This window comes from Bacillus velezensis (assembly GCF_001461825.1).
Lineage (GTDB): Bacteria > Bacillota > Bacilli > Bacillales > Bacillaceae > Bacillus > Bacillus velezensis.
The window spans coordinates 682842-706018 of the sequence record NZ_LLZC01000012.1 but is presented as its reverse complement, the minus strand read 5'-3'; the positions used below and the strand labels follow the sequence as shown (position 1 = coordinate 706018).

The following is a 23177-nucleotide window of genomic DNA, read 5'->3' as shown; positions in this document are numbered from 1 at the left end:
TGTTTTGGGTTTTTTTACGTTTAATGGCTTGGAAGCGGATTAGGCGCGGCAGGCACAGCGATAGGTTTTGTCACATCATAATTACCGATTTTCTTTGTATGCGCATGTGTGAACAGCACCTCAGAATAACCGAATTCCTTCGCGGTTAACAGAAGCCCTTCGATCATTAAAATCCCTTCCAGCGAATCTTCAACCTTATGTTTTTCGGACAATTGAATCCGCAGCTGCTCGCCGTCTTCCCTTTCCGATACCGATGCAATCGCACCTGCTTCTATAATGCTCGCGGTCTGTGAGCCTCCGTCTGTTGTCTTCATCCCGTCAATAGCCTGATATACTGAATAATAGGTTTGTTCAGACGGGATGAGATACTCTTGTCCCAGACTGTCGCTGTAAGAAAAATACGCCCGGTTTGTCTGTTTATGTACGGACATCTCAGCGGAAATGCCGTAAGATTTATAAAAATCCTGTCCGGCTCCGTTTTGAACCTTTTTCAATTTAATCCGCTCGTAAGGACTCCATGTCAAAGTCTCTTTCAGCATCTTTTTCAATAAGTCAGCATCGGCAACTGATTCGATAGAAAGCCGTCCGTTTACCTGCACAAGCAAATCCTTCTTATCCGCCGTTACCTGCACACCGTCCAAAAGGTTCGGCACAGAAAGGAAGGATTCGGGCACTTCTAGGTTTTCCGCTTCGGATAAAGCCTCTGATACCGATTCATCCGGCTTCTTTTTTTCAAAACTGACCGGAATGACGGCGGATGTTTCTGAATCGGCAAATGCCAAAGTAATGTAATTGTTTTTGTTTTGGTTTGAGACGACGAACGTCTTCTGATCCGGCGGCTTGACAGAAGCTGACTGACTGGCTTTTTCAGTCTGGCGGCTGTCAGCGGTCAGATCACCGGAAGATTTGTTTGTCATCAGGTGAGGAGATATAATCAGAGCGATGCACAATGCGCAGACGCCGGCTGCGGCGGGGCCGATCCAGCTTCGGGCCGGCTTTTTCCTGTACGGTTTACCCGTTTCAATATTCCGGTAAATGGCCTCGGGTGAACGATGATCTCTAACCGCCGGAAGTTGTCTTAACAACTCCTCTACTCTTTCTTCGTTCCAATATGACTTCATCATCCATTAGCTCCTCCCTCAAAAGCTCCATCTGTTTCCGAAGTATTTTGAGCCCTCTGTGTTGGGTCGTTTTGACTTTGCTTTCCGAGAAGCGGAGAGCGGCGGCTGTTTCCTGAATGGAATATCCCTGAATAAATCTCAAGATAATAACAGCTCTTTGATCAATGGTGCAATGATCAAGCGCGGTATAAATTTCCCGGACGTTTTCATGCTGTACGGCGAGTTCGTCCGGAAGCAAATGCTGATCTCTGACATCTTGTGTATCCCAATCAAACGTACCCATAATACGCTGTCTGATCGTCTGCTGCTTGCGGAACCAGTCAATCGCCACATGGCGTGCGATGGACAACAGCCATGTTTTTTCACTGCTTCTTCCTTCAAATGTATGATAGGAATTCAAGACGCGGATATACACTTCCTGCGCCAAATCTTCAGCCTGCGACTTATCTTTTACCATATAAAATAAAAATTGATATAAATCTTGATGGTATGCATCATATAATATCTGAAAGGTTTCTTCCATGGGAAACCCCTCCGTTCACTTTTTTGTCGTAAAAATGCGTTGAAAAGTTACATTACAACTATATTACGAGAAACTGGAATTTGGAAGGGAATTTATATTAACATATTCTTAAATTTTTAAAGGAGAAACAAATAAAAAACACCCGCAGAACATGCGGGTGTTTCGTATGGAACAAGATTGTTCGTCAATTTCAGACGTCATCCTGCACTTTTGTCGGAATATAAAATGTAAACGTCGTCCCTTTATCGATGCTGCTGTGAACCGCAATTGAACCGCCGTGGGCTTCCACGATATTTTTTACGATGGCGAGTCCGAGTCCGGTTCCCGCCCTGCCTCTTGTTCTTGCTTTGTCCGCTTTATAAAAACGTTCAAAAATAAAAGGCAGGTCCTCTTCCGGTATTCCCGAGCCGGAATCTTTGATATCGATTTTCAGTCCGTCTTTTACGGTCTGAGCCGCGATATGAACGCTTCCGCCTGACTCCGTGTGGCGCAGCGCATTATCTATAAGGTTGGTAAACACCTGTTCCATTTTATCTTCGTCAAAGACACACTCCGGCTGAGACACCGAGATGTCTTCTGTGAGCGAAACGCCTTTTTCCTTCGCTACCCCGGAAAATTTGCGGGAGATCTTCTCCAGAAACTCATGCAGGTTTACCGTTTCATAGTGCAGGCCCGTATGTCCGGATTCCATTCTGGCCAAATCCAGCAAATCATTGACGAGCCGGCCCATGCGAAGAGATTCATCATAAATGATCTGCGCGATTTCTTTTTTCTCCTCTTCGGTGCTTGCAATGTCGTCCACTATTGCTTCGCTGTATCCCTGCAGCATAGAAATCGGGGTTCTGAGCTCATGACTGACATTGGCAATGAAGTCTTCACGCAATTTATCGAGCCTGCGCTCTTCGGTCATATCACGGAGCACGGCCACGGCGCCGCGGACGTGTGATTCCGCATAAAGAGGCGACATCAATAAAACCCATGACCTTCCTTGAAGCGTCATTTCAATCATTTGCTCTTTTTCCGTGTTCACTGCATTTTGAAATAGCTCTTTTGCTTCAGGGGGAAGGTTGTCTCCTTCTTTAATGTTCATGTTCTGCTCATAATACCATGCCTGCAGAAAACGTTCGGCCGGCGGGTTGGTCACCAAAATGGTGCCGTCGATATTAATGGTAATGACACCGTCTGCCATACTGCTTAAAATATTGGACAGCTGTTCTTTTTCCTGATTCAGCGCGTTAATATGGAAATTGAGCTGCCGTCCCATCTGATTAAAGGCAATAGCCAGTTCCCCGATTTCATCTTGGGTCAGAATCGGAATTTTTGTATCAAACTTTCCTTTCGCCAAGTCTTGGGCGCCTTCCCGCATTTTCCGAAGGGGATATGTCACCCTGCTGGATAAAAAGAACGCGAAAAACGTTGTCAGGACGATGGCAATGCCCGCCGCAAGAAAAATATAGCGGGTTGTATGTTTCGTCGTATCTTTGACGGCAAGCAGCGATTGGGATAAAAAGACCATGCCTTTTTTGCCGTCTTTTTCATACGGCACTCCGACGATCAGCCGTTCGTTATCCGAACCGGCATTGTTGGGCACCGCACGTTTGCTTACTTTTTTGCGGTCTGTCAGCGCCTTGTGCAGATCCCGGTCATGTTTGATCTGCTCTAATGTAATAGAGGATAAATGATTATCGTCATTGGGCGAATACCAGACATGCTTATCATCCTGAATGATCGCGATGCTCGTTAAATTGTCCGCCAGTTCCCACGTGATGGATCTGGCAAGCGGCTGGTCTTCATGATTTTCTATTATGACCGCAATTTTATCGGCAAGCTGCGTTAAATCTTTTTCCGCTTCTTCAACGTGGTAATTTTCTATAAATTCCAGAAGCAGCACCGTTAAAATAAATAAAACAATTAACACGAGTGAAAGAATGGTAAACCAAAGCTTACCTACTACGCTTTTCCAAAACTTCATTCAGCGCCTACCTCAAATTTGTATCCGACTCCCCATACGGTGACGATTTTTTTCGCCGCTCCCGGGGATACTTTATTTAATTTTTCACGGAGCCGTTTGACATGGGTGTCCACCGTTCTGAGGTCTCCGAAAAATTCATACTGCCACACTTCTTTTAAAAGCTTTTCCCTGTCGTACACTTTGTCCGGTGTTTTCGCCAGGAAGTACAGCAGTTCATATTCCTTCGGCGTCAGGCTCACCTCTGTGCCGTCGGCAGTCACCCTGTGAGCATCGTGATCAATAGATAGATGCGAAAAGACGAGCACATTTTTTGTCGGGGTATTGGCTGTCAGATAAGATGTTTGGGAAGCCCTTCTTAAAAGCGCCTTTACCCGAAGCACCACTTCTCTCGGGCTGAAAGGCTTGACGATATAATCGTCCGTACCCGCTTCAAACCCCTGGACGCGGTTGGCTTCTTCCCCTTTTGCCGTCAGCATGATAATCGGCGTCGCTTTTTTTTCTCTGAGCTGCCGGCATACTTCGATTCCGTCCGTTCCCGGCATCATTAAATCCAAGAGCACCAGATCATAATCTGATGCCAGCCCCATTTTAATGGCCTCGTCGCCGTTTTCCGCTTCTTCAATCACATAGTTTTCCCGTTCAAGGTACATTCTTAAAAGGCGTCGAATTCTGGCTTCATCATCTACTACTAATATTTTAGTTTCATTTGTTTGATCCATCGTTTTCCCCCTGCTTTCCTTCTGTTACTTTCATTTTAACAAACTGTGCGGCAGCTTAAGAACTGTATCGGCTTTTTGCATCTATGCGTACGAATGAAGTCCGGCAAGCACGAGATTCACAAAAATCAAGTTAAACATAATAATGGCGAAGCCGATGACGGCAAGCCACGCGGACTTTTCGCCATGCCAGCCTCTTGACAGCCGCAAGTGCAAATACGCTGCGTAAAATAAAAAGGTGATCAGCGCCCATACTTCCTTCGGGTCCCAGCCCCAAAAACGCGTCCATGCAAGCTGCGCCCAAATCATCGCAAACACAAGCGCGCCGAGTGTGAATACCGGAAAACCGATAGAAACAGCGCGGTAGCCGACTTCATCGACCAAGTCCAGATTCACATTTTTGACGAGCGGGCTTATAAGAGCGCTGATTCTCTTTCTGAATATCAGCCTGAGCGCACCGTATAAAACGAGACCTGCGCCAAACGACCAGATCACCGTATTGACCTTTCTGCCTGAAAAAATGGCCGGAAGCTCAATAAGCGGCTTCATTGCGCCTTCCGTAAGCAGTTCTCCGTCATGCGGGCCGACAAGCGCAGGCATATCATATATCATGACGCTTTTGGCCTCTTTTTTATCCACCCAATTAAATTCAGCTTTGTAGTCAGCCAGCCGGAATGCCGACGTGACGGCGATAAATGCCACGGTCGTCACGAGTATAAACATGATGACTTCAAGCCAGAACGTTTTTTTGCCCGGTCTGGATTGGTCGACATGCTTTAACAGGAAAATGACGCCGGCTACAAAACTGATCGCAAGAATCGCCTGCCCGAGCGCCGCCGTTGTGACGTGAATGTACAGCCAATTGCTCTGCAGTGACGGAATAAGCGGCGTGATGTCTGTCGGAAACATGCTTGCATATGCGATAAGCAAAAGCGCGATAGACAATGTGAACATGCCTAATGAAGGCAGTCTGTAAATAAAGTAAATAATAATAAAAGCGAGAACAAGCATCATGCCGAATGACGTCGTAAATTCAAACATATTGCTGACAGGCGCATGTCCGCTTGCCGACCATCTCGCAATGAAGTAGCCGAGATGACAAAGAAATCCGAAAATGGTTAACGTGATTCCGATAGCCGACCAGCGGCCCTTACCGTCCTTAGCACCTTTTGTTCCCCGGATGGCGCCGCCGAAAACCGGGACGGCAATTAAATAAATCAAAAAGGCAGCATAAAGAAAATTTGCGCTCAGCTCCGCCATGACACCACTCCTTTTTCACTAGGTCTGATTTTTGGCCAATTCTTTTTGATCGGCCGGCTCTTGAATCCCGGTCCCGCTAAGAACAAATTCGATATCTTTTTTCAGACCGAACCAGTTTTTGTTCGTATGTCCCGCCACAAGCACTTCATGATCACCTGTTTTGATCCAGATCCTTCTGTGCTGCCAGTACATTCCTTGAATGACGCCGATCATAAAGATCGCGCCGCCGACGGCAAGCACCCATAAGGTTAAGTCTTTTCTGACGGTGAGTCCTGTAATGTTTTTCGTTTCCACATGGTCGAATTTTAATTTGTACTTGTTACTTTCGGAACCTTCAACAGTCTGCTGAATCGCAACAAAACTTTTCTCCCCTTTCGGCTTGTCAGGAGCCGTGATTTTAAAGACAAAAGCCGGATTGTTAGGAACCTTCGTTTTCGTGCTCGGTTCTCCGTCCTTGTTAAAATAAAAATCAGGAAGATAACTGGCGATCTGCACTTTGTAACCGTTACCAAGATCATAGTCCGTGTCGGGATCAAGAAGATTGATCTTCAGTTTGCCGAATGACTGTTTTGTTTTTTGGTCGATCAGCTGAAATACCATCTGATCGAGCTGGTTTTCTTTATAGTCCACCTGATACACAGAATAGGAGTCAAAGCGCAGCGGTTCATTGACGCGGATATTGTTTTCTTTGACTCTTTTAAGCTTCGGCTTTTCACCGAATACAATGTCGCCTTCCCTCTTGTACAAAACCGCGTCCGTTGTGAAGGATTTGGCGACTTTGCCGTTTCCGGCTCTGTCAATGGCGTCGGCGAATACTTTTTTCTCAGTGTCTTTGTTATATGTCTGCATCGTGAACCGGTTGTTTTTTAAGTAATACTTGCCGTCAGTGCCGGGGATCTGGGCGGTTTCGCCTTCACGGACCCAGAGCGTTTCATCGACATACATACCGGGTACAAATCTCAGCATGGCTCCGATCAGAAAAATGATCAGGCCGATGTGATTGACGTAGGGCCCCCACCTTGAAAAACGGCCTTTTTCCGCCAGAATGCTTCCCTCTTGTTCTCGCACTCTATAATGCTTTTTTTTCAATCGTGTTCTGAGGCTATCAGCCGCATCCCCGCTCAGCTCGGTTTCTGTCCGGCTGTATAGACGCTGCCTCTTCAAAAAGACCGGATTCCGCCGAACTCCTTGATTTTTCAGCGCTCTGTACAAAGGAATCACCCGATCCAGGCTGCAGATGACCAGTGATATGCCAATGGATGCGATCAGGAGCATATACCACCATGAGCCGTACAGGTGATGAAATCCCAGCAGATAATACAGTTGACCGATTATGCCGTACTGCTGTTCATAATATGTATCCGGCTGGGCGCCCGGCGGCAGATAAGCTTCCTGCGGAAAAACCGTGCCGAAAGCAGACGCCGCCAGAGTAATGACGATCAGCCATATTCCGACTTTTACGGAAGAAAAGAAGTTCCATACCTTATCTACGATTGTTTTGTTATATGTTTGCGAACGCCTTGCGCTGCCGTCGTACCGCATATCCGCAAGCGGCGATTTTTGATCATCAAGCGGCTTCCCGCACGACTCGCACAAAACCGTCCCGGCTGGATTCACGTGCCCGCATTCACATTTGACCTTTTTCATGAAGACGCCTCCGGCTTAATTAAATTCATATAGTCATGAACCATGCGTTCTGTCATCGTGCCGGTCACCACTTTCACGACGTTTCCGTCGGGATTGATCAAAAATGTCGTCGGAATAGGTGATACGCCGTACGCGTCCAGCACTTGCCGGTCAGTATCGAGCGCAACCGGGAAATTGACGCCGTATGTTTTCATAAAATTATGTACTGCAATTTTTGATTCGCCGACATTTACCGCAACCACCTCGACACCGAGGTCTTTAAAATGCTTGTATTGATTCTCCATGTAGGGAAATTCCTGCTTGCACGGCTCGCACCACGTTCCCCAGAAATTCAGAAAAACACCTTTTCCTTTTAACTGACTCAGTTCTATGAGTCTGCCCTCTGTATCTTTCAGCGCGAAATTCGGGGCTTTGGACCCCTCAGATATACGCTCTCCGTTTGTGTATACGGCATTATAGATGGTATATCCGAGCGCGCAGAGTAAGATGAGAAGGATGCCGGTCCGAATGAATAAACGCCGCCGTTTTTTGTTCATTGTACACTGCTCCCCTCCCCTGCCTGCAAATCCATTCAATTATATCATCAACACGTTTTGTAATTTTTGAAGGTTATGTGAAAATTAGAAAGCGTTTTTACCGTGTTCAGCTAAAGCCCGCAGCCTTTTCACTTCATGCGGCGACAATTCTCTTGCGTCTCCTGTGCGCAGGCCTCTTAAATCTAAAAATGCGTATTCTTCACGTTTTAGTTTCAGCACGTCATGACCGATCGCCTCGAACATGCGGCGGACCTGTCTGTTCCGGCCTTCATGAATCGTCAGCTGAATGATGCTCGTCTGCTTTCTTTTGTCCAGGGAAAGCATTTTCGCTCTGGCCGGCGCCGTCTTGCCTTCTTCAAGCTGAATGCCGCGCTCAAGCTTTCTCAGAAGTTCCTTGGAAGGAATCCCCTTCACTTTGGCGACGTATGTCTTATCAATTTCGTATTTCGGATGCATGAGTTTGTTGGCAAACTCGCCGTCATTTGTCAGCAATAAAAGTCCGCTCGTATCATAATCAAGCCTGCCGATCGGATAAATGCGCTGCGGCACTTCTTTGAAAAAGTCGGTCACCACTTTCCGCCCTTTGTCGTCATCAGCTGCTGAGATCACTCCTCTCGGTTTATAAAGCAGAAAGTACACGGGTTCTTCCCGCTCCACCTTTAATCCGTTTACTTCAATCTGATCAGAACCGGTCACTTTTACGCCGAGCTCTGTTATTACTTTTCCATTCACCTTTACTTTTCCTTCTTTTATCAGCTCTTCCGCCTTTCTGCGTGATGCCACGCCGGCATGAGCAATAACTTTTTGCAGTCTTTCCATGTCGTTCACCTCAAGTATAATCTTACTTTTTTCCCCTTGAACAAACAAGCTTTTTCAGGGAGAGTTATTCTGATATATAAAAAGCGCCTGATTTCAGGCGCTTCCAAATAATAACGTAACTATGATGATTGATGCAACCACCCCGATCAAATCAGCAAGAAGACCAACCTTTAAAGCATCCCCCATTTTTTTGATGCCGACCGCCCCGAAATACACCGTCAGGACATACAGCGTCGTGTCAGTCGATCCCTGCATGACCGAGGCCAGCCTGCCGATAAATGAATCAGGCCCGTACACGGCGATCAGATCTGTCGTCATGCCGAGCGCCGCCGTCCCCGAAATCGGGCGGATCAGAGCAAGCGGCACGACTTCTGCGGGAATGCCGAGCGCTGTAAAGAAAGGCTTGCACAGCCCCATGACAAAATCCAGCGCGCCTGAGGCCCGGAATACGGTAATCGCCACCAGCATCCCGACCAAATACGGAATGATGGAAAACGCAATCTCAATTCCTTCTTTTCCGCCTTCAACGAATGATTCATACGTCGGCACTTTTTTGATCGTGCCGTATATCAATATACCGGCGATAATAATCGGAATCATGGCTAAAGACAGCCAATTCACCATTTCCATTCGCTTACCTCCCTTTTCTTTTGCGGCGGTACCAGAAGTAGCGGTCAATGAAAATCGCGCCGATTCCCGAAATTAAAGTCGCTAAGATGGTCGGCCCGACGATATCGGTCGGTGATTTCGCCGAGTAAGCCATGCGCACGGCAATGACGGTTGTCGGTATCAATGTAATACTCGAAGTATTTACCGCCAAAAAGGTAATCATGGAACGGCTGGCCTCAGACTTACCTCCATTCAGCTTTTTCATCTGCTCCATGGCTTTAATGCCGAGCGGTGTCGCCGCATTTCCCAGTCCGAAAAAGTTTGCCATGAGATTTGATAAGATGTATCCCATCGCCGGATGATCAGGGGGAATATCGGGAAACAGCTTAGAAATAAACGGGCGGCACATTCTGCTGAATATATCCAAAAGGCCGGACTGCTCGGCTATTTTCATCAGGCCGAGCCAGAACACGAGAACGCTCATTAATCCGAACGAGATCGTAACCGCTTCTTTCGCTCCTTTAAAAACGGCTTCATTCACATCCTGCAAGGTACCGTTAAACATCGCAAAGACAAGTCCGATTACCGTCAGACATACCCAGATTAAATTGACCATGACGAACCGCCCGCCGCGCTCATAAACAGGCTCGTAAACGTCTCAATGAAATGCTTTTTCGGTTTTTTATGGCGCTCATTTTCATAATAGACGGGGATCTTGGCGATCACTTTCCCATCATGCATAACAGTCATCCGGCCGACGACATCAGGAATGAGAGAGGCGTCCTTTTTCCAGGCTTTTTTCGGTTTTATTAAGATTGTGCTGATTTTTACATCGTCGATTTCATCCTCTTTTAACAAATATTTGACATCCCGGGCAATAAAAGCGCGCTTTCCGTAAAACGTCTTTTTCAGCTTCGGAATGCCGCCTTTTTTAGCGACGACATAGGTTTTATAGTGATCAAAGACATAATTAAACATATTCATATGGTCATCCCAGTCGTCCGGATCATTTATGGTGACCGCGATGAGATCCGTACCGTCTTTTGAGGCCGTCGAGACGAGCGTCCGTTTCGCGATTTTTGTGTAACCCGTTTTTCCGCCTGTGCTGTAACGGTAGAGCCCAGTCAGAAGCTTGTTTTTATTTTTCCATACCCGATTCATCGTTTCCGCCTTATACACTTTTGTGCCTGAAACGGTCCGGTATTCCTTGATTTTCATCGCGTATTTAGTCAAAAGCGCCATGTCATACGCCGTTGAATATAAATTTTCATGGTCGTCCAGCCCGTGCGGATTTTGAAATTTTGTATTTTCCATCCCGATTTGCTCGGCTTTTTTGTTCATCATAAATACAAAACCGTCAAGGCTTCCGCCGACATATTCCGCTATTGCCGCAGCGGCGTCATTTCCTGATCTCAGCATAAGCCCGTATACGAGATCTTTCAGCTTTACTTTTTGTCCCGGCTGAAGATAAATGGCTGAGCCTTCCGTTTTTACGGCATTCGGGGAAACCGTCACGGTCTCTTCCATCTTCCCTGATTCAATCGCCAGCACCGCCGTCATGATTTTCGTAATGCTTGCAATCCGCCGCTTATGATGTTCATCCTTGGCGAATAACACCCGGCCAGATGCTCCGTCGATTATAATCGCGCTTTTTGCGCTGACATGTATTTGGGCATGTGCCGTATTGCCGTCTGTAATGGAAAAAAGAATAACAAAAGTCAAAAGAAATACGGCAGCTTTTTTGAGAAAGCGCATGAATGCTCACGTCCTTGTTGTGGGTTTGTACAAGTTTATGCGCATGTCCATGACTTATGAATACCAATTGCATCACTTTCACATAAAAAAACTCTTCCAAAAGGAAGAGTTTTTATCTGACTGATGCCATATTTGAGCCTGATGCTTCATATTGCGCCAATTCTTCCCGCATGCGCAGAAATTCACTGCTGAGCGAAAGCAGAAGGCTCCGCAGCGAATCCGGCACTTGCTGGTAGAATTCAATCGCGCTTTGGCCTGTATAAGCGGCGCGGCTGTTTTCGTACCATGTATCCTTTTTCGGCATGAAAAATTCTTCCACGCACTGATGATACACTTTATACAGCGTTTTTTCCGCTCTCACCTCATGAAACGGCTCCTGCATTAAGAGCCGGCGGCAGGCTTCCTGGGCGCCTTCGCAAAAGACGGTCATCCTCCTCAGCACACTGAGCACGTCGCGGCAGTATGCCTCATCCGCCTCTCCTTGAGCCCGCATCTCCGGCAATGTTGTATGATTTAAATAGCTGCTGACCATCGTGACAACCTCGGCTAAAAATTCACCAGTTTCTTCAGTATGGGCCCTCACAATCGAATTTCCCATTTCCGTCCGTTTCCTTCCTCTCTTTTACTTCGTCATTTGCGTCATTCATCAATGGCCTTTCCCTACTATCGTATGATGAAAAACGATTATTATTTAATATCCTCAAAAGTTTGGTTGAAGTTTTCAAAGAATAAATCGGCTTCCTCCTGGAGAACGTCTTCCTCCGCATTTTCAGGAAGCGGCGGGAGCTCCTCCAATGTTTTTAAGCCGAATTGTTCAAGAAATACCGGTGTCGTGCCGTATAAAATCGCCCGGCCGGGACCGTCGGCGCGGCCCACCTCACACAGCAGCGCTTTTGACACGAGGCTGTGCAGAATCCGCTCAGACTTCACGCCCCGGATATCTTCAATTTCCGCCCGTGTGATCGGCTGCTTGTACGAAACGATCGCCAGCACTTCCAAAGAAGCCTGTGACAGCCCTTTTGACGGCACTTCAATTAGTTTTTTCAAATAAGGCACGAATTCTTTTTTCGTTCCAAGCATATACGTATCCGCATATTCGGTAAGCTCGATGCCCCTGTCATCTTCCTTGTACTGAGCGGCCACTTCTTCCATGATTCCGGCCAGTTCCGCTTCTTCTATTTCAAGCACCGTCACCAATTGCTTTTTGGTCAGCCCTTCATCACCCGCCGCATACAGCAGGGCTTCCACAATCGCTTTCCAATTCACGATATCAAGCGCCATGAATGGATTCACTCCCCGTAATGTATATATCTGAAAAGTTTTCTTCCTGTTCAATGATAATCTGCTGATTTTTCATCAGTTCCAGGACTGCTAAAAACGTCACGACGAGATGATCCTTTTGCCGAGAAGGAAAAAGCTCCGTGAAGTTTATTCTTCTCCCCGCCGTTTTTAAGCTATTTACGATTTCGTTCATTCTGTCTTCAATCGGTATTTCCTGCCTTGTAATGGTCGTTTCTTTCGGCCGCGTGATTTTTTTACGCTGAAGCACCTTTTGAAACGCGCCGATCATGTCATAAACGGTCACCGACAGCTTCTGCTCGGTCTGTTTGATTTCTTTTGCATACTCACTTAAATCACTCGGCGGCTTGGTAAATGACTTTTGTCTTTCTTCTTCCCGCTCTTTTAAATCCTTCGCAGCGGTTTTATACTTTCTATACTCAATCAGCTTTTCAATCAGCTCGTCCCGAGGGTCTTCTTCTTCAAGCATTTCGTCTTCAAACAGCTCTTCTTCTTGTTTCGGAAGCAGCATTCTGCTTTTAATGCTGAGAAGCGTCGCTGCCATGACCAGATATTCACTGGCGACATCAAGTTCAAGCTCTTGCATTGTATGTACATATAATAAATATTGTTCAGTAATGGTTGCCACGGGTATGTCGTATATGTCGATTTCAAGACGGTTAATCAGATGAAGCAGCAGGTCCAATGGGCCTTCAAACGTATCAATTTTCACTTGATATTCTACCATTATCTCACCATTTTCAATATCACTCTCATTGCCGGAAAAACTGGCTACCCTTTAGTATAATCCACCGAAATGCTCTCGTCCAATACTTTTATACACGTCCTCCGTTATTTAGAAAATACTGAAAAAGAAGATATACGCCTATACCTTTAAAGGCGGATGCACATATGATAGCCGTGTAAACTTGAAACAAAGGGAGGCTGATTTCACATGAGCGGAGCTTGTTTCGGCGGGGGTTTTGCATTAATTGTCGTTCTGTTTATTTTGCTCGTTGTCGTAGGAGCATCTTACATCTGCTAGTTCCTCAGGCTTCAGGCACCAAGCCGCTCTTTTTTCCTTTTCATAGCGCTGTGGTACACTGGTTTTAGCATAAAAGGAGGAAGCGGCTTGTATCCTAAAGCTTATATCGGCTTTTTGGCCGAATTTCACGCATCAAGAGATTATTTTGAGTGTCATGAACTGTTAGAGGAATATTGGAAAGAAAACCCGGCTGAAAAGCGGAGCATTCATTGGGTCGGCCTGATTCAGCTTGCCGTCGCTCTGTATCACCAGCGCAGGGGAAATGAAGCCGGGGCGAAACGGCTGATTGCCAACAGCTTACGTATTCTCCGGTCTGAAAAGCAGGCGGTCTGTTCTCTCGGTCTCAGCCATCCGAAGCTGATTGAGCTGATAGAAACGCTGTCAGACGATATAGAAGCGGGCCTGCCTTACAGAAGTGTTATGCTGCCGATTAAAGATGAAGCCCTGAAAGAAGCATGTCTTGCCGAATGCCGCCGAAAGGGCTATACATGGGGGCAAGACGGCGTATCAGATACCTTTCTTATTCATAAACACCGCCTGCGGGACAGGACGGATGTCATTAAGGAACGCGAACGGGAATTTGAGAGAAGAAAAAAAAGCAGAGGCTGACGGTCAGCCCTGCTTTTTCTATATCAAAACAGCTCCCGAAACCGTGAAGATTCCGGGAGCATTTGTCAGTTATTATATGAGATATCCTGATCTTTTTGATGTTGACAGCGTTCAAAAAAGCTTTGCGTTAATTCATTCGGAACGAGTGCCTCCGTTTTGAACAGACGTTTTAAGGCGTCCATCATTTGCTTTCCGATTCCTTGATGGCGGTGAGAAGGATTCACGCTGATATGCCGGATTTCAACTTCTGAGTCCTTTTTTTCGACTCCGATCGCTCCGACGATATCTTCATCCTCTTTCCAAAGAAAGAGCTGGCGGCCAGTATCCGTTTCATAGTCCTTTATTGTCTGCTGAAGCTGCTTGAGATCTTTTTCATTCGGCATAAATGACAGAAGACCCATCGCAATCTTTTCAAACGATTTTTTATAACGAATTAACATAAAAACCCCTCTATATCCAAAATGTCCATTCATGTCCTATCAAACGGATACATAAAGGCGATCCGTTTCCTCACATTATATCATTTTCGCCGCTGTTTTAAACGCTTTTCAACAAATTATTCAAATGAACGGTTTAAATTTGCCATTTCAATGGCAGATACTGCGCAATCCGCTCCCTTATTTCCGGCTTTTGTTCCGGCTCGTTCGATGGCCTGCTCAATGGTTTCAGTCGTCACAATGCCGAAGATAACCGGGACGCCCGTCGCCGTTCCCGCCTGGGCAATGCCTTTTGCCGCTTCATTGCAGACATAGTCATAATGCGTTGTCGCTCCTCTGATAACCGTGCCGAGCGTAATGACGGCATCGTATTTTTTCGTTTCCGCCATTTTCTTTGCCGCAAACGGGATTTCAAACGCTCCCGGCACCCAAGCGACGTCAATGTCGTTTGATTCTACACCGTGGCGAAGCAACGTGTCTTCCGCTCCGCTTAACAGCTTGCTCGTAATAAATTCATTAAATCTGCCGACGACGATTCCGATTTTAAGTCCTGTTCCTACTAGGTTTCCTTGTATGATATTCATATGTTATCCATCCTTTTTTGTGAGATTTGTTTTTAGAAATGAAGCAGATGTCCAAGTTTTTTCATTTTGGTCTGTAAATATTGCTTGTTATGCTCACTCGCTTCCATTTGAAGCGGCACCCGTTCTGAAATGCTGAGACCGTATCCTTCGAGGCCGGCGATTTTCCGGGGGTTATTGGTTAAAAGTTTCATATGCTGAACCCCTAAGTCGCGGAGAATCTGGGCGCCGATGCCGTAGTTGCGCAGATCAGGCAGAAAGCCGAGCGCTTCGTTCGCTTCAACCGTGTCATACCCTTGTTCCTGCAATCGGTACGCCTTCAGCTTATTGATTAAACCGATTCCTCTGCCTTCCTGGCGCAAATACAATAGAACGCCGCGGCCTTCTTCAGCAATTTGCGCAAGCGCGGCATGAAGCTGAGGTCCGCAATCACAGCGATGGGATGCAAACACATCGCCCGTCAGGCATTCTGAGTGCACTCTGACAAGAACGGGTTCGCTGTTAAACGGGACATCCCCCATGACAAAGGCGAGATGTTCTTTTCCGTCAACCTCGTTTGTATATCCGTAAACCCTAAACGTGCCGAAGTCAGTCGGCAGCGTAATATCAACTTCTCTGTTCACAAGTGTCGTAATGTTGTAACGGTACTCTATTAAGTCTTTTATCGTAATCATTTTCAGCTGGTGGCGTTCGGCGATTTCGGCTAACTCCGGCACTCTGGCCATTGTGCCGTCTTCATTCATAATTTCACAAATGACGCCCGCTCCCTGAGATCCGCAGGCTTTTGCAAGGTCAACGGCTGCTTCCGTATGGCCGGCCCGCTTCAGGACGCCTCCTTTTTTTGCGATTAAGGGGAAAATGTGGCCCGGACGCTGAAAATCGTCAGACACAGATTCTTCGTTCAACAGCGCCTGAATGGTAAAGGATCGTTCCTGAGCGCTGATGCCCGTTTTTGTCAGCCTGTGGTCAATACTGACCGTAAACGCGGTCTCATGTGAGTCCGTATTATGATCGACCATCGGGTGAAGATCCAGCCGGCCGGCGATGTCTTCAGACAGCGGCGTGCAGATCAGGCCTCTCCCATGGGTCGCCATAAAATTAACCACTTCCGGCGTGGCATGCTCAGCCAGCGCTATGAAATCTCCTTCGTTTTCTCTGTCTTCATCATCAACAACAATAATGACTTCACCTTTTTTCAGCGCCTCTAACGCCTCTTCTATCGGATGAAACATATCGATCTTCCTTTCTAAAAGCCGTTCTCGCTTAAAAAGGCTTCCGTGATAGTTTGATTGCTTTTCGTTTGTTCTGTTTTGTGCAAAAAGCGGTATAAGTATTTACCGATCATGTCACACTCAATATTTACGGTCGATCCGACTGTTTTCGTCTGAAAAATCGTTTCTGAGATGGTATGCGGAATGATGGATACCGTCACGCTTTCGTCTGATAGACCGAAAATCGTCAGGCTCACGCCGTCTACCGTAATTGAACCTTTCAATACGAGCGTTTTTGTCAATTCCGGCGAAAGTTTTAAATCGTAATAGACCGCGTTGCTTTTTTTCTCGATCCGCGTAATTTCCGCCGTTCCGTCCACATGCCCTGATACAAAGTGGCCGCCGAACCGTCCGTTGGCGGACATCGCTCTTTCCAGGTTTACTTTACTGCCTTTTGACAAGCCGTTCAGCGAAGTGGCTTTCACTGTTTCCGGCATGACATCAACCGTAAATTGATTGTCAGAAAATCCGGTTACGGTCAGGCAGATGCCGTTTACCGCAATGCTGTCGCCAAGCTTCACATCACTTGTCACTTTTGAAGCGGCGATGGTTAATGCCATGGAAAGGCCTGTCTTTTTGATTGCTTGGATCGTGCCTGTTTCTTCAACGATTCCTGTAAACATCGTCACCATCCTTTCCATCTTTAGGTATGGCCGTCAGTTTTATATCCGGCCCGATTTGGGTGATTTGTGTGAATTGTAAATGGGGGACATCTTTCATTGATTGAAAACCTTCACCGGAGATCAAGCTGGGAGCAAGCGTTCCTCCGATTAATTTAGGGGCGAAATAGAAATGAAGCTCTTGGAAACAGCCTTCCTTGACAAAACTTCCGTGTACGGATGCTCCGCCTTCCACATAAACGGACATTATGCCGTTTTCAGCGAGAATGCTGAGCACTTCAGGGACGTGAATGCGGTCTGTATCCAGCGGAATAACTTTTATTCCGAGTGCGGTCAGCCGGTCTTTCTTTTGCACGTCTGCATCTTTGGCCGTAAATATCCATGTCGGCGCAGCGCCGTCAGTGAGCACATTTGCCGTTTCAGGAATGGTCAGCTTTGTATCGAGAATCACTCTGACCGGCTGCTTCACTGCATCAGGAAGCCTGCAGGTCAGGCTCGGATTATCGGCTTTGACTGTGCCTGCTCCGACAAGAATGCTTTGATGCGATTTCCTGTATTGCTGGGCATCAAGCCTTGCCGCCTCTGATGTAATCCATTTGCTGTCACCGGTTTCAGTCGCTGTTTTCCCGTCAAGGCTCGCGGCCGCTTTCAAGGTGACATACGGAAGTCCGGTCCGCATGAAGTGAAGAAACATTTTATTCAGCTCTTCTGCCTGCTGCCTGAGAAGTCCGGTTTTCACTTCGATGCCCGCTGCTTCCAGCATTCCGATGCCTTTTCCGGCTACAAGCGGATTCGGATCTTTCACAGCGATGAACACCCTTTTTATCCCCGACTTTATTATCAGTTCGGCGCATGGCGGTGTTTTTCCGTAATGGCTGCAAGGCTCCAGCGTCACATACAAATCGGCGCCTTTTGCGTGTCTGCCGGCCATATGAATCGCGTGAACCTCGGCATGCGCTTCACCGTATTGCAAATGGGCGCCCATTCCGACGATCTGTCCGTTTTTGACGACGACAGCGCCGACAAGAGGATTGGACTGTGTCTGTCCTTCACCGCGTCTGGCAAGTTCTATTGCCGTATTCATATAATATTCTTCCATCGTTATCCCTCCCTTCTTCCACGCAATTTGGCGTCAAAAAAGCCCCGAATGTTTACACAGTTCGGGGCTTTGCCAGTTTTAATCCATAGGAAATAAGCCTATACAGTAAGTTTATTTTTTGCATAGCTTCTCTCATCCTTCTCCCATCCAGACTTTCACTGTCGGCTTCAGCTTTTCACTGAATCCACCGTATACAGATGCATACGGGTCACGGGCTGTAAAGCGCAAAGCGCCTTATTACCGCCGGTCGGGATTTTCACCCAGCCCCGAAGGATACAATCAATATTTTTTTGTCCTTATCCGCTATTATAACATCCTTTGCGGCAGGCGCAATGAATTTGCACCTAATTATTCAGAAAAATAAAAAGCGCCCTTTTCCCATAAAAGGCGCCTTTATTTATTCGTTCACTTTGACGACCTTCAATAAGCCGTCAATCCGGTTTGATTTGCTGAAATACGCTTTAATTTTATCTCCCTTTTTCACATCGGAGAGATCCTGCTTCAGCTTGTCGCCGTTAAAAATAATTTTTGTGCCGTTTGCTGCCGTACCGTGGTACTCAGTTCCTTCGATTTTCGTAATTTTATATGTTTTGACTGTATATTCTTCTTTTTCCTGGGACAGGGTTTGTCCGATTGCAGTCGGCACGTCTTTCAGTTCAATATCGTTTATGACCATATAACCGCCCGCCAATAACAGCAGCAGTACAAGTAAAATGGCTGCTTTTGTTTTAATTCTTCCCATTTTTCTACCTCCAGCCCGTATCAATCTATTCATTACTATGTCATATTCCTTTTTTTCATGAATAGAAAACCGTTCTTCCCTGCGTGAGTTATTCATATAACGTTTCATAAAGGGAAGATGTTTCATGTATCTGTAAAACTTTCTATCTATTAAATAGATATACGAATTTATGTTCTGTTTTTGAGGGTGGAAAGATAAATTTATATAAAAAAAGCAGTTTTCTTATAAGAAAACTGCCTGTACGGTTTATTTCGTCTTGCGAATTTCGTTAAACGGGAAGAAGACGAATTTTGATGTGCCCGCTATTTGTTTTTTCGTAAAAAGACCGAGGCCGTTACGGCTGTCCATAGATTCTCTGCGGTTATCACCCATGACGAAATATTTGTCGTCCGGCACTTTCACCGGGCCGAAGTCTTCCGTCAGCCGGTCATAGCCGTCTTGCTTCGCTTTTTTCTTGTTTGCCGCTAAATACGGTTCGGACACTTTTTTGCCGTTGATATACAGCTGATCGTTTTTCATTTGCACCGTGTCGCCGGGAAGTCCGATAATCCGTTTGACATAGTGTTCATTTTCTCCGTTCAGAACGACAATCTGGCCGCGTTTGAAGTCGCTTATGTATTTGACCGTCATATTGACAAAGATTCTCTCGCGGTCATGCAGCGTCGGATCCATTGATCTTCCATCAACGAGATAAGGGGCAAATAAAAAGTTTCGGATGAGCAGTGCCAGAACGACAGCGATGATAATGGCTTTCGCCCAATCAAGTACGGCGCTTTTTTTAGAAGTTTTTTCTTTTTCTGATTTCAAGTGATTTCCTCCCATAAGCCATGGTCGTTTTTATTTTACCATGAATCCCTGCACAGAGGGCAAATAAGCCCCGCACCCCATCCATTTTTTTCATTTTATAAGCCGGATTTGCTGATTTTACGGTATTTCACAAAGCTTCCGATCCGCCAAATGCACAAATACACAAAAGCAAGTTCCATCGTTAAAACGGCGAATTCCGCCGCGTCAATGTTTTTGAAATATTGGCTGAGCACGATGCGGATCGCAATAATCGCGATAATGACATATTTAAAGTTTTTATTCCGCTTGGAGTAGACAAAGCCGTCTTCCCGGATTTCATAGGCGGTTTGCGACAGCATGATGACACCGAATACCGCGCCTAACAGTCCGGCGATGGCGAGCTCCCAAAGAGCGGGAAAATGAAACGGCTTTCCCGGGATATTCATGAGCTGGCTGATGCTGAATGTAAAAATGACGGCGATAATCAAAAGCGGGAGAATGATGCCGAAGCCGCCGCCTTTAATCGGCCTGTTTCCCTTTTTCACCCTGAACCAAATCATAAGTGCGAGAATGATAATGACAAATAAAACGGTTGCCAATTGAACCAACGTTTCTACCTCTTTTCATTGTTGTAATCGGTCTTTTTCACTATACCAGAATGATCGCTGATGTTCATATATGTATTTTTTCATGATTTACACATGAGAATTTTCATATACACAAAAAAACCCGCCTGAAAAAGGCGGGTTTTACGTCATTATCCTTCTACACGGATTTCTTTCATTTTGTCTCCGTTAGACATGTTTTTCGCATGCTCTAAACCGCTTGTCACTTTTCCGAATACAGTATGAACGCCGTTTAAATGCGGCTGCGGCTCATGTACGATGAAGAATTGGCTTGAACCCGTGTCTTTACCGGCATGCGCCATTGATAAAGAACCGGCTTCGTGCTTATGCGGATTGCCTTCTGTTTCACATTTGATCGTTTTTCCGCTTCCGCCCATGCCTGTCCCAGTCGGATCTCCGCCTTGGCTGACAAAGCCCGGAATCACGCGGTGGAAAATAACGCCGTCATAAAAGCCCGTATTCGCCAGGTTTTCAAAGTTAGCGACTGTATTAGGCGCTTCATTCGGATAAAGTTCAAATTCGATTCTGCTGCCGTTTTCCATTTCGATGTAACCAGTTTTCATTCTCATTCCTACTTCCGTATTGTTTTTTGTCAAAGCCTTCTTCAATATGAATTTCAATTGTAAGCCGGCTTTCTTTTTGATATTCTTTTGAAGGAAGAGGCCTCTGCTCTTCTTTTCGCGGCTATTATACCACACCTTCAGCCGGAAAACGAATCTCCCCGCTTCCGCAGAAAGAAAATGAAACCAGAACAGCTTCACAGCCGTCTATGTATCGGAACTGCTTCACGCAGGCCCTCACAAACCGCTTCAAAACGGCATTTGTGAAAAGAAGGAGGTTAACCGCTTTGAAAAAAATGTGGATTGGATTGCTGGCGGCGGCCGTTGTATTGTGCACAATACCGAAAATCAGCCTGGCCGATGCCGCAGTCGGAGATGTCATCGTCACACTGGGGGCGGATCTGTCAAACGAAAACCGGCAGAAAGTGCTTGACGAATTAAATGTCCCTGATAACGCGACAAAAGTGACGGTCACGAATAAAGAAGAACATGAATATCTGGGAAAATATATATCGAATGCCCAAATCGGCACAAGAGCCATCTCTTCATCATCCATCACGGTGGCAAAGAAAGGGTCCGGGCTTGACGTTAAGACCCATAATATCGATTCCATCACGGATGAAATGTACTTAAACGCCCTGATGACAGCAGGAGTGAAAGATGCAAAAGTATACGTGACGGCGCCGTTTGAGGTATCAGGCACCGCAGCATTAACTGGAATCATCAAGGCATATGAAGTCTCATCAGACAAAGCGATTTCAGAAGATGTAAAACAGGTCGCCAACCAAGAGCTTGTCACCACTTCAAATCTCGGGGATAAAATCGGGGATAAAAACGCCTCCGCGCTCATCGCAAATATTAAAGATGATTTCGCGAAAAACGGTGTGCCCGATACAAAAGAAGGAATCGAGAAAAAGGTCGATGATGCGGCTTCAAACCTTAACATTACACTGACTGACGCTCAAAAAGACCAGCTCGTTTCATTGTTTAATAAAATGAAAAACGCCAAGATTGATTGGGGCCAAGTCGGCAGCCAGCTCGATAAGGCAAAAGACAAAATCACGAAGTTCATTCAATCCGATGAAGGCAAAAGCTTTGTTCAAAAAGTCATTGATTTCTTCGCTTCGATTTGGAATGCGATCGTGTCTGTATTTACAGGAGACAGCGGATCAAGTTCTAACAGCTGAATGCAAAAAGAGACCGGACGCCATCGTTCCGGTCTCTTTTTTATTTATTGTTTGACCCCCGTCTTAAACGGCAGATCCAGTTTTACAATGTCTTCATAAGTTTCCCTTCTAATGACAAGATGCGCTTCGCCGTCTTCCACAAAAACGACGGCGGGACGCGGAATGCGGTTGTAGTTGTTAGCCATGCTGTATCCGTACGCTCCCGTGCAGAAAACGGCGAGAAGATCGCCTTCTTTCACTTCCGGAAGGTCTATATCCCAAATGAGCATATCCCCGCTTTCACAGCACTTACCCGCGATGGATACCGTTTTGTCGTGGTGTTCTCCGATTCTGTTTGCCGATACGGCTTCATATTTCGCCTGATACAGTGCAGGACGGATATTATCGCTCATGCCCCCGTCAACCGCTGCATATTTACGGGTGCCGGGCACTTCTTTTTGCGAACCGATGGTATAAAGCGTCGTTCCGGCGTCTCCGACGAGCGAGCGTCCCGGTTCAATCCAGATCTCCGGAATGTCAAAAGCGTGCAGCGCTGCGTTTTCTTTTACCGCTTCGATAATTTTTTCCACATAAACGGCGGGATGAAGAGGTTCATCCTCCTCCGTGTAGCGGATGCCGAAGCCTCCCCCTAAATTCAGCACTTCAGAGACAAAGCCGAATGATTCTCTCCATTCATTCAGTTTTGCGAAGATTTTTTCTGCGGCCAGCACAAAGCCCGCCGTATCAAAAATTTGCGATCCGATGTGGCAGTGAACGCCGAGAAGGCGGATATGGTCCGACTGTAATACTTGTTCAATCGCCTTTTCTATTTGCCCGTTATGCAGATCAAAACCGAATTTGGAATCTTCCTGTCCCGTCGTAATATAATCATGCGTATGCGCCTCTACCCCCGGAGTGATCCGCAGAAGCACATCCATTGTGCGCCCTGATTTGCGGCACAGTTCCGCGAGTAAGGAAATTTCATAAAAATTATCAACGACGATGCAGCCGATTTGATGATCGAGCGCCATTTTCAACTCTTCTTCGCTTTTGTTATTGCCGTGAAAATGAATCCTGTCAGCCGGAAAACCAGCCGCAACCGCCGTAAACAGCTCTCCGCCGGATACAACGTCCAATGAGAGCCCCTCCTGCTCAGCGAGCTGTATCATCGCAACGGAAGAAAACGCCTTGCTCGCGTACGCGACCTGCGCCTTTAAATCCGCGTCAATGAATGCCTGTTTAAAGCTTTTAGCGCGCTCACGTATTAAAGCCACATCGTAAACATAAAGAGGCGTGCCGTAATGCTCCGCTAAATACAGCGCGTCCACACCTCCGATTTCCAAATGACCTAGTTTGTTTTGTCTGCTTGTGCCATGTAAGAACAATGCTCATTCCCTCT

At 46.4% G+C, this 23177-nt stretch carries 27 protein-coding genes and 1 riboswitch; of the genes, 3 read left to right on the top strand and 24 right to left on the bottom strand.

The window, feature by feature from the left end; translation table 11 throughout:
* Positions 1-20 precede the first annotated feature (20 nt).
* The 14 genes from AR442_RS07555 to AR442_RS07490 form a co-directional block, all read right to left on the bottom strand.
* The gene (locus tag AR442_RS07555; RefSeq protein ID WP_022553023.1) at positions 21-1124 is read right to left on the bottom strand and encodes a hypothetical protein; all 1104 of its coding nucleotides are present in this window, start codon (positions 1122-1124) and stop codon (positions 21-23) included.
* Positions 1060-1644 (bottom strand): RNA polymerase sigma factor SigX, encoded by a 585-nt coding sequence (gene sigX / locus AR442_RS07550; protein ID WP_014418276.1) that lies wholly within the window; start codon positions 1642-1644, stop codon positions 1060-1062. The genes AR442_RS07555 and sigX overlap by 65 nt, the downstream gene beginning before the upstream one ends.
* A 190-nt stretch (positions 1645-1834) precedes the next feature.
* Entirely contained in the window at positions 1835-3616 is a 1782-nt protein-coding gene (locus AR442_RS07545) for an ATP-binding protein (protein WP_007409435.1), read from the bottom strand.
* Positions 3613-4335, bottom strand: a complete 723-nt coding sequence (gene resD / locus AR442_RS07540; RefSeq protein ID WP_003153397.1) for a DNA-binding response regulator ResD — start codon at positions 4333-4335, stop codon at positions 3613-3615. Before resD ends, AR442_RS07545 begins: the two co-directional genes overlap by 4 nt.
* An 81-nt stretch (positions 4336-4416) precedes the next feature.
* The gene (gene ccsB / locus AR442_RS07535; protein WP_003153395.1) at positions 4417-5592 is read right to left on the bottom strand and encodes a c-type cytochrome biogenesis protein CcsB; all 1176 of its coding nucleotides are present in this window, start codon (positions 5590-5592) and stop codon (positions 4417-4419) included.
* Between the two features lie 18 nt (positions 5593-5610).
* Positions 5611-7239, bottom strand: coding sequence for a cytochrome c biogenesis protein ResB (resB, locus tag AR442_RS07530; protein ID WP_021494252.1), 1629 nt, complete (start codon positions 7237-7239; stop codon positions 5611-5613).
* A complete protein-coding gene (gene resA, locus AR442_RS07525; protein WP_014418277.1) occupies positions 7236-7775 on the bottom strand; it encodes a thiol-disulfide oxidoreductase ResA in 540 nt (179 codons plus the stop codon). The genes resB and resA overlap by 4 nt, the downstream gene beginning before the upstream one ends.
* A gap of 84 nt (positions 7776-7859) precedes the next feature.
* Entirely contained in the window at positions 7860-8594 is a 735-nt protein-coding gene (rluB, locus tag AR442_RS07520) for a 23S rRNA pseudouridine(2605) synthase RluB (protein WP_007612296.1), read from the bottom strand.
* 93 nt (positions 8595-8687) lie between these two features.
* Positions 8688-9224, bottom strand: coding sequence for a spore maturation protein SpmB (gene spmB / locus AR442_RS07515; RefSeq protein ID WP_003153387.1), 537 nt, complete (start codon positions 9222-9224; stop codon positions 8688-8690).
* A gap of 4 nt (positions 9225-9228) precedes the next feature.
* Entirely contained in the window at positions 9229-9819 is a 591-nt protein-coding gene (locus AR442_RS07510; protein ID WP_003153385.1) for a nucleoside recognition domain-containing protein, read from the bottom strand.
* Positions 9807-10958, bottom strand: coding sequence for a D-alanyl-D-alanine carboxypeptidase family protein (locus AR442_RS07505; protein WP_014418278.1), 1152 nt, complete (start codon positions 10956-10958; stop codon positions 9807-9809). The genes AR442_RS07510 and AR442_RS07505 overlap by 13 nt, the downstream gene beginning before the upstream one ends.
* A gap of 112 nt (positions 10959-11070) precedes the next feature.
* Positions 11071-11556, bottom strand: a complete 486-nt coding sequence (locus AR442_RS07500; protein WP_003153380.1) for a DUF3907 family protein — start codon at positions 11554-11556, stop codon at positions 11071-11073.
* A gap of 89 nt (positions 11557-11645) precedes the next feature.
* Entirely contained in the window at positions 11646-12239 is a 594-nt protein-coding gene (gene scpB / locus AR442_RS07495) for an SMC-Scp complex subunit ScpB (protein ID WP_007409428.1), read from the bottom strand.
* Positions 12229-12984: a segregation/condensation protein A gene (locus AR442_RS07490; RefSeq protein WP_014418279.1), complete on the bottom strand. Its 756-nt coding sequence runs from the start codon at positions 12982-12984 to the stop codon at positions 12229-12231. The genes scpB and AR442_RS07490 overlap by 11 nt, the downstream gene beginning before the upstream one ends.
* Before the next feature lie 207 nt (positions 12985-13191).
* Here AR442_RS07490 and AR442_RS19885 point away from each other — a divergent pair, with 207 nt between their 5' ends.
* Positions 13192-13281: a YjcZ family sporulation protein gene (locus AR442_RS19885; protein ID WP_003153376.1), complete on the top strand. Its 90-nt coding sequence runs from the start codon at positions 13192-13194 to the stop codon at positions 13279-13281.
* Between the two features lie 87 nt (positions 13282-13368).
* Positions 13369-13890, top strand: a complete 522-nt coding sequence (locus tag AR442_RS07485; RefSeq protein WP_014418280.1) for a DUF309 domain-containing protein — start codon at positions 13369-13371, stop codon at positions 13888-13890.
* 65 nt (positions 13891-13955) lie between these two features.
* On the opposite strand, the gene ribT is transcribed toward AR442_RS07485, so the two are convergent.
* The 9 genes from ribT to AR442_RS07440 all read right to left on the bottom strand — a co-directional run bounded on the left by ribT (position 13956) and on the right by AR442_RS07440 (position 20615).
* Positions 13956-14330, bottom strand: coding sequence for a GNAT family N-acetyltransferase RibT (gene ribT / locus AR442_RS07480; RefSeq protein ID WP_003153373.1), 375 nt, complete (start codon positions 14328-14330; stop codon positions 13956-13958).
* 116 nt (positions 14331-14446) lie between these two features.
* Complete coding sequence (gene ribH / locus AR442_RS07475; RefSeq protein WP_003153372.1) at positions 14447-14911, bottom strand: 6,7-dimethyl-8-ribityllumazine synthase; 465 nt, start codon at positions 14909-14911, stop codon at positions 14447-14449.
* A 32-nt stretch (positions 14912-14943) separates the two neighbouring features.
* Complete coding sequence (locus AR442_RS07470; RefSeq protein WP_014418281.1) at positions 14944-16140, bottom strand: bifunctional 3,4-dihydroxy-2-butanone-4-phosphate synthase/GTP cyclohydrolase II; 1197 nt, start codon at positions 16138-16140, stop codon at positions 14944-14946.
* A 14-nt stretch (positions 16141-16154) separates the two neighbouring features.
* The gene (gene ribE / locus AR442_RS07465; RefSeq protein WP_007409425.1) at positions 16155-16802 is read right to left on the bottom strand and encodes a riboflavin synthase; all 648 of its coding nucleotides are present in this window, start codon (positions 16800-16802) and stop codon (positions 16155-16157) included.
* Positions 16783-17898, bottom strand: coding sequence for a bifunctional diaminohydroxyphosphoribosylaminopyrimidine deaminase/5-amino-6-(5-phosphoribosylamino)uracil reductase RibD (gene ribD, locus AR442_RS07460; RefSeq protein WP_014418282.1), 1116 nt, complete (start codon positions 17896-17898; stop codon positions 16783-16785). The genes ribE and ribD overlap by 20 nt, the downstream gene beginning before the upstream one ends.
* A 131-nt stretch (positions 17899-18029) precedes the next feature.
* Positions 18030-18176: riboswitch (FMN riboswitch) on the bottom strand.
* Positions 18177-18295: 119 nt separating this feature from the next.
* On the bottom strand, positions 18296-18640 hold the full coding sequence (locus AR442_RS07455) for a hypothetical protein (RefSeq protein WP_003153366.1): 345 nt from the start codon (positions 18638-18640) through the stop codon (positions 18296-18298).
* A 246-nt stretch (positions 18641-18886) separates the two neighbouring features.
* Positions 18887-19462 (bottom strand): signal peptidase I, encoded by a 576-nt coding sequence (gene lepB / locus AR442_RS07450; RefSeq protein WP_014721447.1) that lies wholly within the window; start codon positions 19460-19462, stop codon positions 18887-18889.
* An 80-nt stretch (positions 19463-19542) separates the two neighbouring features.
* Positions 19543-20034, bottom strand: a complete 492-nt coding sequence (locus tag AR442_RS07445; RefSeq protein ID WP_014418284.1) for a CcdC protein domain-containing protein — start codon at positions 20032-20034, stop codon at positions 19543-19545.
* 149 nt (positions 20035-20183) lie between these two features.
* Positions 20184-20615, bottom strand: a complete 432-nt coding sequence (locus AR442_RS07440; protein WP_003153363.1) for a peptidylprolyl isomerase — start codon at positions 20613-20615, stop codon at positions 20184-20186.
* Positions 20616-20899: 284 nt separating this feature from the next.
* Between AR442_RS07440 and AR442_RS07435 the strand changes: the two genes are divergently transcribed.
* On the top strand, positions 20900-21799 hold the full coding sequence (locus tag AR442_RS07435) for a DUF1002 domain-containing protein (RefSeq protein ID WP_014418285.1): 900 nt from the start codon (positions 20900-20902) through the stop codon (positions 21797-21799).
* A gap of 44 nt (positions 21800-21843) precedes the next feature.
* Here the strand turns inward: AR442_RS07435 and lysA are convergent, their stop codons facing one another.
* Positions 21844-23163, bottom strand: coding sequence for a diaminopimelate decarboxylase (gene lysA, locus AR442_RS07430; protein WP_012117893.1), 1320 nt, complete (start codon positions 23161-23163; stop codon positions 21844-21846).
* Between the last annotated feature and the right edge of the window lie 14 nt (positions 23164-23177).

What these genes read in the sequence shown, in the direction of transcription:
- AR442_RS07555 (WP_022553023.1), bottom strand. Translation starts at nt 1,124, where the DNA reads ATGATGAAGTCATATTGGAACGAAGAAAGAGTAGAGGAGTTGTTAAGA.
- sigX (WP_014418276.1), bottom strand. Translation starts at nt 1,644, where the DNA reads ATGGAAGAAACCTTTCAGATATTATATGATGCATACCATCAAGATTTA.
- AR442_RS07545 (WP_007409435.1), bottom strand. Translation starts at nt 3,616, where the DNA reads ATGAAGTTTTGGAAAAGCGTAGTAGGTAAGCTTTGGTTTACCATTCTT.
- resD (WP_003153397.1), bottom strand. Translation starts at nt 4,335, where the DNA reads ATGGATCAAACAAATGAAACTAAAATATTAGTAGTAGATGATGAAGCC.
- ccsB (WP_003153395.1), bottom strand. Translation starts at nt 5,592, where the DNA reads ATGGCGGAGCTGAGCGCAAATTTTCTTTATGCTGCCTTTTTGATTTAT.
- resB (WP_021494252.1), bottom strand. Translation starts at nt 7,239, where the DNA reads ATGAAAAAGGTCAAATGTGAATGCGGGCACGTGAATCCAGCCGGGACG.
- resA (WP_014418277.1), bottom strand. Translation starts at nt 7,775, where the DNA reads ATGAACAAAAAACGGCGGCGTTTATTCATTCGGACCGGCATCCTTCTC.
- rluB (WP_007612296.1), bottom strand. Translation starts at nt 8,594, where the DNA reads ATGGAAAGACTGCAAAAAGTTATTGCTCATGCCGGCGTGGCATCACGC.
- spmB (WP_003153387.1), bottom strand. Translation starts at nt 9,224, where the DNA reads ATGGAAATGGTGAATTGGCTGTCTTTAGCCATGATTCCGATTATTATC.
- AR442_RS07510 (WP_003153385.1), bottom strand. Translation starts at nt 9,819, where the DNA reads ATGGTCAATTTAATCTGGGTATGTCTGACGGTAATCGGACTTGTCTTT.
- AR442_RS07505 (WP_014418278.1), bottom strand. Translation starts at nt 10,958, where the DNA reads ATGCGCTTTCTCAAAAAAGCTGCCGTATTTCTTTTGACTTTTGTTATT.
- AR442_RS07500 (WP_003153380.1), bottom strand. Translation starts at nt 11,556, where the DNA reads ATGGGAAATTCGATTGTGAGGGCCCATACTGAAGAAACTGGTGAATTT.
- scpB (WP_007409428.1), bottom strand. Translation starts at nt 12,239, where the DNA reads ATGGCGCTTGATATCGTGAATTGGAAAGCGATTGTGGAAGCCCTGCTG.
- AR442_RS07490 (WP_014418279.1), bottom strand. Translation starts at nt 12,984, where the DNA reads ATGGTAGAATATCAAGTGAAAATTGATACGTTTGAAGGCCCATTGGAC.
- AR442_RS19885 (WP_003153376.1), top strand. Translation starts at nt 13,192, where the DNA reads ATGAGCGGAGCTTGTTTCGGCGGGGGTTTTGCATTAATTGTCGTTCTG.
- ribT (WP_003153373.1), bottom strand. Translation starts at nt 14,330, where the DNA reads ATGTTAATTCGTTATAAAAAATCGTTTGAAAAGATTGCGATGGGTCTT.
- ribH (WP_003153372.1), bottom strand. Translation starts at nt 14,911, where the DNA reads ATGAATATCATACAAGGAAACCTAGTAGGAACAGGACTTAAAATCGGA.
- AR442_RS07470 (WP_014418281.1), bottom strand. Translation starts at nt 16,140, where the DNA reads ATGTTTCATCCGATAGAAGAGGCGTTAGAGGCGCTGAAAAAAGGTGAA.
- ribE (WP_007409425.1), bottom strand. Translation starts at nt 16,802, where the DNA reads ATGTTTACAGGAATCGTTGAAGAAACAGGCACGATCCAAGCAATCAAA.
- ribD (WP_014418282.1), bottom strand. Translation starts at nt 17,898, where the DNA reads ATGGAAGAATATTATATGAATACGGCAATAGAACTTGCCAGACGCGGT.
- AR442_RS07455 (WP_003153366.1), bottom strand. Translation starts at nt 18,640, where the DNA reads ATGGGAAGAATTAAAACAAAAGCAGCCATTTTACTTGTACTGCTGCTG.
- lepB (WP_014721447.1), bottom strand. Translation starts at nt 19,462, where the DNA reads ATGGGAGGAAATCACTTGAAATCAGAAAAAGAAAAAACTTCTAAAAAA.
- AR442_RS07440 (WP_003153363.1), bottom strand. Translation starts at nt 20,615, where the DNA reads ATGAAAACTGGTTACATCGAAATGGAAAACGGCAGCAGAATCGAATTT.